Origin of the sequence: Oligoflexus sp. (genome assembly GCF_035638955.1) — a bacterium.
In the GTDB taxonomy this organism is placed as follows: domain Bacteria; phylum Bdellovibrionota_B; class Oligoflexia; order Oligoflexales; family Oligoflexaceae; genus Oligoflexus.
This window is the reverse complement of the sequence record NZ_DASQYZ010000307.1, coordinates 1-7,428: the sequence shown is the minus strand read 5'-3', so window position 1 is coordinate 7,428 and position 7,428 is coordinate 1. Positions and strand designations below refer to the sequence as shown.

Here is a 7,428-nt window from a genome sequence, read left to right as displayed (position 1 = left end):
GCGTGGTCCTAAACTTCTGATTCCACAGGAGCAGGTCGGGATCAACATCCCGGTCACACGGCAATCCATGTATGTGCTTGGATAGAAAAGTACACTAAACTCTTTTTATGACTGTCTCAAAATAGCTGATTTATTCCGGATGTCGATAGAAGTTACGGAGGCTGATAGACTGGCAAGCTTCTTTTGCAAACTCCCGTCAGCAACATTATGGACTAGGATCTGGCCATCTTTCCCTGCAGAAATTAATAAACTGGAGTCCCGGGAAAATTCAATATCATTGACCCCATCAGTATGATCAATCGTGAATTTCCTCAAAAATGTTCCGGTCGCAAGATCCCACAGCTTAACTGTCCGATCCCAGGAACCTGTCGCAAAATACTTGCCATCTGGAGATATTTTCAAAGCAAATATCACGTCCTGATGAAAATTTTGATCCGTCTCTTTGGAAATTGTCTTCTGCAGCGTTCCATCGATGGACCAAATCTTAACAATCCTGTCCCACGAAGAACTAACAATGTTTTTCTTGTCTGGGGAAAGAGCTACGCGCAAGAACTCACCTTCTGTGGAGCTAATGGTAGTCACAAGGTTGTTTTTTTCCAGATCCCAGATTTTAATGCTTCGGTCAAAACTTCCGGTAACCATCATCTTGTTATCAGGGCTCAAAGAATAGGACGCGGGTGATGCCCAATGGCCCTTAAGGGTTGAATGGAGTTTTTTAGTGCTGACATCAAAAACTTGAATATCGCCATTGAGAAGCCCGGTAAATATTTTCTCCCCATCAGGGGTCATAGTCATTGTGGTGGTTCTGTCGCCGACGCTAATAAACTGGGAATAATTATTCATTCCAATGTGGGCTGCATAAAACAGGGAAGCTATCGCGTCTTCAGTTTTCTTCCTTTCAAAGTCAGTAACGAGGCTCTTCCATGTTGAGTAATTACTAAATGCTTTGTGTAAGATATCAAAAATGCCATCAACTTTTGTGAGCTCAGTCTGCACCATATCAGGACGGCTTTCCAACTTGATCTGCTGCATGGTGGAACTATCAGCATAGAGCAGGGGCGTAATGTGTTGCCACTCTGATCGATTTCCTGCTGTATCCACAGCGCTGAAGTGGAGCTCCCAAATCCCTGCATTCACACTTGGGGATATGGGTTCGCCGACAGCAGCCATTCTTACTTTGTCCAAACTGCAAGCCTGGGTGGACGCAACCCCCGTTTCGTCAGCAGGCACAAAACAATATTCAACCCTGACTTCATCTTTTTCAGCTACTTTTGATTTGAACCTTAGCTGCTCTTGCCGCGGTATCACAAAGAAACTTTTGCCTGCTGTGGTGTCAAGTGTTAGGTGACTGCGATCTGCGTCGACTTCCGGGGGAGCATTATCCAATTTCACATTGCATTCATGGTTTCTGATTTGATCTTGTCTTAAATCCTGAATCTGAAATTTGAGATGGTAAGTGCCATCGGCTATTTTGCTGGATATTAGTGGCAGAGCTTCGTTTCCTAAAAGCCAGCTGTTCGCCTCTATCGAAATTTTAGAGTTAGCATCATGAAGCTCATACTTCACTGCCAAGCGAGTAGCGCCCTCCGATGCGATCTTGAAAATCTGATCAAATGTCAGGTTCTTTGAGTTGACGGCTTTCATGGGGCACGCGAGCTTGAGTATGTCGTTGCGGTTCGGCTCCAACCGGAGACGATGGTGGCCAAATTCCAGCGAACTAGTTTTATCAATCAGCCTTGATTCTTTATTAATGACTGAACGAACAATCCATTCCGATTCAATTGGCACTCGAAAGCAGCCCTTACTGCTAATTTCCTGCGTCTGCCACGATTCCTGTCCGAGCCTAATCACTTCGAATTCGTTTTTGGTGAGCAGAATACCAGATGAGGATTCAGCACGTAGCCAATGATTGTCGTTCGCTACGAAGTCTTCTCCACATTCTAGAGTAGTGGAATCAACACGGTTGGAAAGCTGCTCGCATCCCGATATAGCTAATATAAGAAGAATAATAATGTTAATGTGACGAGGCATCTGACTATCCTACTTGTGAGACTTGCTGCAGCAAGGTGCCCTATCACTGTTCGACTATCAATTACTCAGCCATCGCGATCCACCTAAGTTGTTGCAATTATTCCAGCAATATCGTTCTCAACATTTCTATGTCAAAATGCACATATTGAAATTCAATGTTGTACTAGCAATCAAAGAGATCTAGTATGGCCATCGCCATAACCACCTAGGGTTGTTTTCACTTAGTCGGGGGTGTACTGGTTTCGACGGGTGTGGCAGTAGGTTTTAAGGAGCATGTCCGGGGTGGGTACGCAACCCGGTTATAAAGGCGCACCAAACGTATAGTTGCCGAACAACAATACGCCTACGCAGCCTAATTAGTCTGCGCGTTGACCACTAGGCTCCAACACGGGTGGAAGACGTATTATCCGTTGGATTACCTTAATGACTCTCCACCTGTGGGTTGTTAAGGGAAATCAATCAGGTTGCGGCCTTAGGAGCATGTCCGTGCGCGCCTAGGGCAAGAGGATAAAATAACGGTTCTAAGCATGTAGCAGCCTTTATCGACACACATTCGGACGCGGGTTCGATTCCCGCCACCTCCACCAAGGCAAACCCTTGGAATTGTTAAAGAAAAAGACCCTTCGCTTAAACATTCCGAACATTTTCCGAACATCTCAGTTTTCACCTCAGACGTTAGGGCTGATTTTGCAATGAAATGCAGCCTTCGTTAATTGCAACACTTTGCATTCAACTCGCGTCAAAACGGCAATTCTTTAGCCCGTTTTTTCCAGTTTTTCGCTCAAACTTTTTTTCACAAGTACGTCTGTAACACCTCTCAAGTGGTCGGGAGCCAAGTGCATGTAGCGCATCGTCGTTTTGATATCAGTATGTCCAAGTAACTTCTGAATATCGAATACGCTGACACCTGACATGGCTAAATGAGAAGCAAAAGAGTGGCGAAGATCATGAAACGTAATCTGACTCACTCCAGCCTCCTGCTGTAGCGGCAACAAGTACCTGGAAACCAAATGCTGAAAGTCGAGATCGAAAACAGTTTCAGAAGGTCGAAGAAGCATGTACTTCTTCAACATATCATGAACGGTATCATTCATTGGAACACGACGAAATTTCTTGCCCTTGGTGTAATCGTTGAGCTTATTTGTCTTATGGCAGAAGTTACGCTTCACAATGATTTCACGACGTTCGAAATCAATACAGTCCCTCTGTAATCCCTCGACTTCCCCTCTTCTAAGCCCTGTATGTACTGCGAAAGTCACAACATCATATACTCGGGGGTTTCTGCTCCTCACAAACGTCAAGAACCTATCGCGTTCCGTGAACGTCCAGAACCGAAACTCAGATTCCGGACATTTAATTGGCTTAATGTAGGATAGAGGGTTTGCAGGTGCCATGCCCCATCCAACTGCATCCGAGAAAATCTTATGACACAGGCCGATGATATTATTTATTGTCTTGGGTTTAAGCTTTCCACCCCGGTGCAGGTTGGCTTGAATGTCGATAATCGACCGTTTGGAAACATCTGACAGTTTCATTGACCCTATAAATGGCAGGAGGTAATCTCTGATAATCTGTTTATCACGGATCACTGTGCTGGGGGCTTTATGAACTTCTGCATGGTCTCTTACCCATACTTCAGCCAGCTCCATAAACGTCAGCTCTGATTCTTTTTTCTCCTTTTCTTCAGCAAACAAAAATTGTCTTTTTCCAAGCTTCAAACTCGCCTGAAACTTCTCTGCATCGATCTTTCTTTTGAAATTGTGGGAACGTAATTTTCCATTTTCACGCCATTTAACTTCATAGGTTTTACACTTGGTCTTATGGATGCTCATTTAAACCTCTTTGGTTGCAAGCCATGCCAAGACCTTACCCCACCTATACCTGACTTGATGGCGAAGTTTCACCATCGAATCCAACGGCAATATGTTTTCATATCGCCATTTCCTTACTGTTTTCACAGCAATGTTGAGCCTTGCGGCCAACTGTTCCGCCGTGAGCAACTGCTCATTCTCCAAATTGTCAAAGAGCTTGCCTACCATAGCATCGGATTTGGTCGAATGTGGAGTGGATTTCGTTTGAGATTTTTCGGTTCGCGGCATCTGTCTTTGGCGGGTTTGAATCAGGTGATTGGAATTCAATCGAGGCAGTTCAGCAAGCGGCATCTACAAATTCCTCCCCATGGTTTTCACCGCCGAAATTCATCAAAGCGATGCCCTCGCTACTGAACATCGGAATCTGACTGATCACCGGACCATAAGATTTAGGCTTGCATCGATCCGCCAGTTCCTGGATTTCTTCGAGAAGGTTGACGAAGCGCTGGTTATACCTGTCACTTTCATGCAGTCCGAGAATAAAGGCCTTCAGATTCCCAAGTACGAGACTGATGCGCTTATGCTGAAGCCTTGAATGGTTTTCGATCTCGTTCATCTCCTTGATTGTTTTGGCACCGGAAATCCATGCCTGCTCGGAGTAGCCATCAGCAGTGGCTTTGACCTGCATGTAGCCATATTGATGGTTGTATTCCTTTTTGGGAGCTGCCAAAGACTTCTGATCAGGCCAGAACTTTTTGAGGCTTTGGATGATTTCAGCTCGTCGATTGAATTCATTGATGAACAGCTCCTGCATCTTCGCTGCCGCTTCGCCAGTAAACCCCATGACCACAGCCCAAAACCCATCCTGAGTCAGCTCATACATGCGGAACCTGCGACCCTGAGGATCCAGGTAATCGATCTCAGCAAAATTGCGGTTACCAAATGATTCCGAATAGTTACGGATTCGATTCCTGATGGCCCGGATGATATCGGAGTGGTTCCTGCCAAAATGTGTGGCAAGTTTCAAGGAGTTGGTGACGGGTGTTTCCGCTTTTACATAAACGAGTTCGTCGGTAACAGGGACGATACTGTTCATTTCTTTTTCCTTGGTGTGGTGATTGAGCATATGGATTCCTTTAAACAACTGTCATAAGGCAGGCGGTATTGGGGTCGCGACTGACAAGCAGAGGCGCACTCTGAATCATGATATAGGTGTGGCAAGGATCCTCGGTTTCCCAGGATTTGAGGAAATAGTCCATCGCCCTCAGGTTGGCTTTCTTGTCGCGAATCTTGCCATAGTATCGGGCTCCTCCCACTGACTTTGCAGTTAAGAGCGCTTCGCCCGGTTCGAAAAATCTTTTCTCCACGGTTCCGTCCAGGTAGGTCCCATAGTGGACAAAGATTTCAAAATCCCCGAAGCGACCTTTATAGTGGACGGAGTCGGCCTGCTGGGTGGGAGTCATGACAAGAGTGATATCAACTCCCCGACGCAAGTCACCGGCAGCGATCACCTCCTTGTTTCGCCGGAAGAGCTCCCAGGCCCTGGACCCCATGTGCAGGTCGGTTGCCTGACTCTTGTTCAGTGAAAGCTCAGAGACCTTTCGGCTGCACGATTCAAGAAAATCGGTCATGGGAAATTCCGGATCCGCCCAGTCCTTTTTGTAGCCGGCTTTGATCCCGGCCTGATCGATGGTGAGCGATTTGTCCCGACCGAAATCAACGTACTCCTGGAATCCCTCACCGATCACGGTTAGACCACCTTTTTTAATGATCTCGTGGGCCATGACCTCTTCGCGATTTGTCAGGCGATCCTTCAAACGGTTCACATCATGCATTACATGAAGACGCATGCGTTGCTCAGGCGTGAGCTCTCCGCCAATGGCTTCACCAGGCATGCGTTTGATCGGCAGCTCAGGGTCATGGATCACTTTTTCTTTCACGTAGGCAGGGCGAATGAACTTGGTCCGGTATCCGCGGTGCTTCATGATCTTGCCTTCATGGAGAGGATGAACAAAAGGCGTGATTCCCTCGCTCAGGTCCTCCACATCGTAGAGGATCACATCCTCGTCGCGAGTCCAGACCTCCGTGAAGTAACGGTTAAGAAAGTAGCGTGGCTGGTCAACGATTCGCTGACCGAGGCGCATCAGATATTCAGTCGAGTAGATCGATCGATTCAAATTTCAGTCCTCAATAAAAATTGACCGTGTTTCCAGGTCGTATTTAATGTCGCCAAAGTTATGGCTTTCGTGAAGGGTCAATCCCTGTTTTAGAAATGATCCCGTTCGGTATGCGACGGTCACCTGATCCTTGTCCGAGGCATCGACAGCCTCTCCGAGAATCCTCAGAGGGATTTCACTGCCGTCAGAAATTGCCGCCCCTTGGTCGTTGGTCTTTCGGGAAAGAACAAACTTACCGGATGCCTTGATCCGGCCAAGCACCGAGCCCCTCTTCAGGTTCTGCCCCTTGGCGAGGGTGATTGCTTCAGTCTTGAGAGGAAAATCCCCCGCGATGAGGTCATGTGGATTGAAGCCATCCAGATCACCAAACATTGGTCCACCGTACATATGCGTTACCTCGTCCTGATTCCGTGAGCAGCTGCCAGACGCAGATCTGCATCGAGTTCATCTTCGGGACTGAGGCTTGCGGTTCCTGAACTGAGTCCCTTGATTTTATCTTCGGCTGCCGCAAAGCCCGAAACCAGGGACGTTCTGGTTTTTCCGATATTCTGCAGGATGGACATGGCTGCGCTCTCTACCGTTGCTCCCTCCGCAATAAGTTGTTGAATGAGGGCGGGGTTAATCCCCACATTGCTCAGCCGGTAAATTCCGGCCACCCTCTCCCTCTCGGCCTGCCGTCCTGATTCCCGGCCAACCTCCTCAAAGTGAGCCCCGATTTCAGGGTGATGTTTTGTGATGAAATCCACTGTGACTGAATTTTCTCCCAGTGGGTTCTCCTCTGTTTGAATGTTCATAATAACTTCCTCAAAGTTTGAAATAACATCGATCAGGCCTCGCCTTTGGGCCTGCTGGCCGACAAAGACGGATCCCTGACCGTAATGCTCGAGTACCTGCGCGCGGCTGATCCCGCGATAGAGTGCCACCTTCCGAACAAAAATTTCCGCCAGGGAGTCGACGACGCCCTGAACCTCCCTGGCTCCTTCCTCTGTCGCTGGATCAAGGTTTTTGTTAGGAGACTGGCTGGAAATGAAGCGGAGCTGACCATCCTGGGTGCAGGACTGCATGATCGACTGCACACCTATGCTGCCAACGATGGCAGAATCGGCGGCAAAGATCTTGTCGCAGGCACTTGCAATCCAATAGGCCGCCGAGGCACCTGTTCCTCCCACATAAGCGAAAATTGGTTTCTGACCGCGAGCCGAGAAGATGGCATCCGCCAGTTCCGAGCAGCCATTCGCCTCGCCACCTGGACTGTCAATATCCAAAAGTATGGATTTAACCTTGGGATCCAAGAGCATCCGATGGAAGTCTTTTAGGATTGTTTCGTAGCTTGTGGCCCCGCAATGAGTGGTCATGAGATTGGCGCGTTTAAAAAGTGGGCCTCGGACGGGGATGATGGCCACCCCATT

The 7,428-nt window shown here is 47.8% G+C and carries 6 protein-coding genes and 1 other RNA gene; 1 reads left to right on the top strand and 6 read right to left on the bottom strand.

Going from position 1 to position 7,428, the window contains the following annotated elements:
* Nucleotides 1-105: 105 nt before the first annotated feature.
* Entirely contained in the window at nt 106-2,031 is a 1,926-nt protein-coding gene (locus VE954_RS27875) for a WD40 repeat domain-containing protein (RefSeq protein ID WP_324959069.1), read from the bottom strand.
* A 227-nt stretch (nt 2,032-2,258) separates the two neighbouring features.
* Between VE954_RS27875 and ssrA the strand changes: the two genes are divergently transcribed.
* Nucleotides 2,259-2,618, top strand: a transfer-messenger RNA (tmRNA) gene (gene ssrA, locus VE954_RS27870).
* A gap of 168 nt (nt 2,619-2,786) precedes the next feature.
* On the opposite strand, the gene VE954_RS27865 is transcribed toward ssrA, so the two are convergent.
* The 5 genes from VE954_RS27865 to VE954_RS27845 form a co-directional block, all read right to left on the bottom strand.
* Nucleotides 2,787-3,863 carry a tyrosine-type recombinase/integrase gene (locus VE954_RS27865; protein ID WP_324959067.1) on the bottom strand — a complete coding sequence of 359 codons (1,077 nt, stop codon included), beginning with the start codon at nt 3,861-3,863 and terminating at the stop codon, nt 2,787-2,789.
* Nucleotides 3,864-4,179: 316 nt separating this feature from the next.
* Nucleotides 4,180-4,938, bottom strand: a complete 759-nt coding sequence (locus VE954_RS27860) for a Rha family transcriptional regulator (RefSeq protein WP_324959065.1) — start codon at nt 4,936-4,938, stop codon at nt 4,180-4,182.
* A 40-nt stretch (nt 4,939-4,978) separates the two neighbouring features.
* Nucleotides 4,979-6,019: a major capsid protein gene (locus VE954_RS27855; protein WP_324959063.1), complete on the bottom strand. Its 1,041-nt coding sequence runs from the start codon at nt 6,017-6,019 to the stop codon at nt 4,979-4,981.
* Between the two features lie 3 nt (nt 6,020-6,022).
* A complete protein-coding gene (locus VE954_RS27850; protein WP_324959061.1) occupies nt 6,023-6,391 on the bottom strand; it encodes a head decoration protein in 369 nt (122 codons plus the stop codon).
* Nucleotides 6,392-6,411: 20 nt separating this feature from the next.
* Nucleotides 6,412-7,428: S49 family peptidase (locus VE954_RS27845; RefSeq protein WP_324959059.1), on the bottom strand; the 1,017-nt coding region annotated here is incomplete at its 5' end.

What these genes read in the sequence shown, in the direction of transcription:
- VE954_RS27875 (WP_324959069.1), bottom strand. Translation starts at nt 2,031, where the DNA reads ATGCCTCGTCACATTAACATTATTATTCTTCTTATATTAGCTATATCG.
- VE954_RS27865 (WP_324959067.1), bottom strand. Translation starts at nt 3,863, where the DNA reads ATGAGCATCCATAAGACCAAGTGTAAAACCTATGAAGTTAAATGGCGT.
- VE954_RS27860 (WP_324959065.1), bottom strand. Translation starts at nt 4,938, where the DNA reads ATGAACAGTATCGTCCCTGTTACCGACGAACTCGTTTATGTAAAAGCG.
- VE954_RS27850 (WP_324959061.1), bottom strand. Translation starts at nt 6,391, where the DNA reads ATGTTTGGTGATCTGGATGGCTTCAATCCACATGACCTCATCGCGGGG.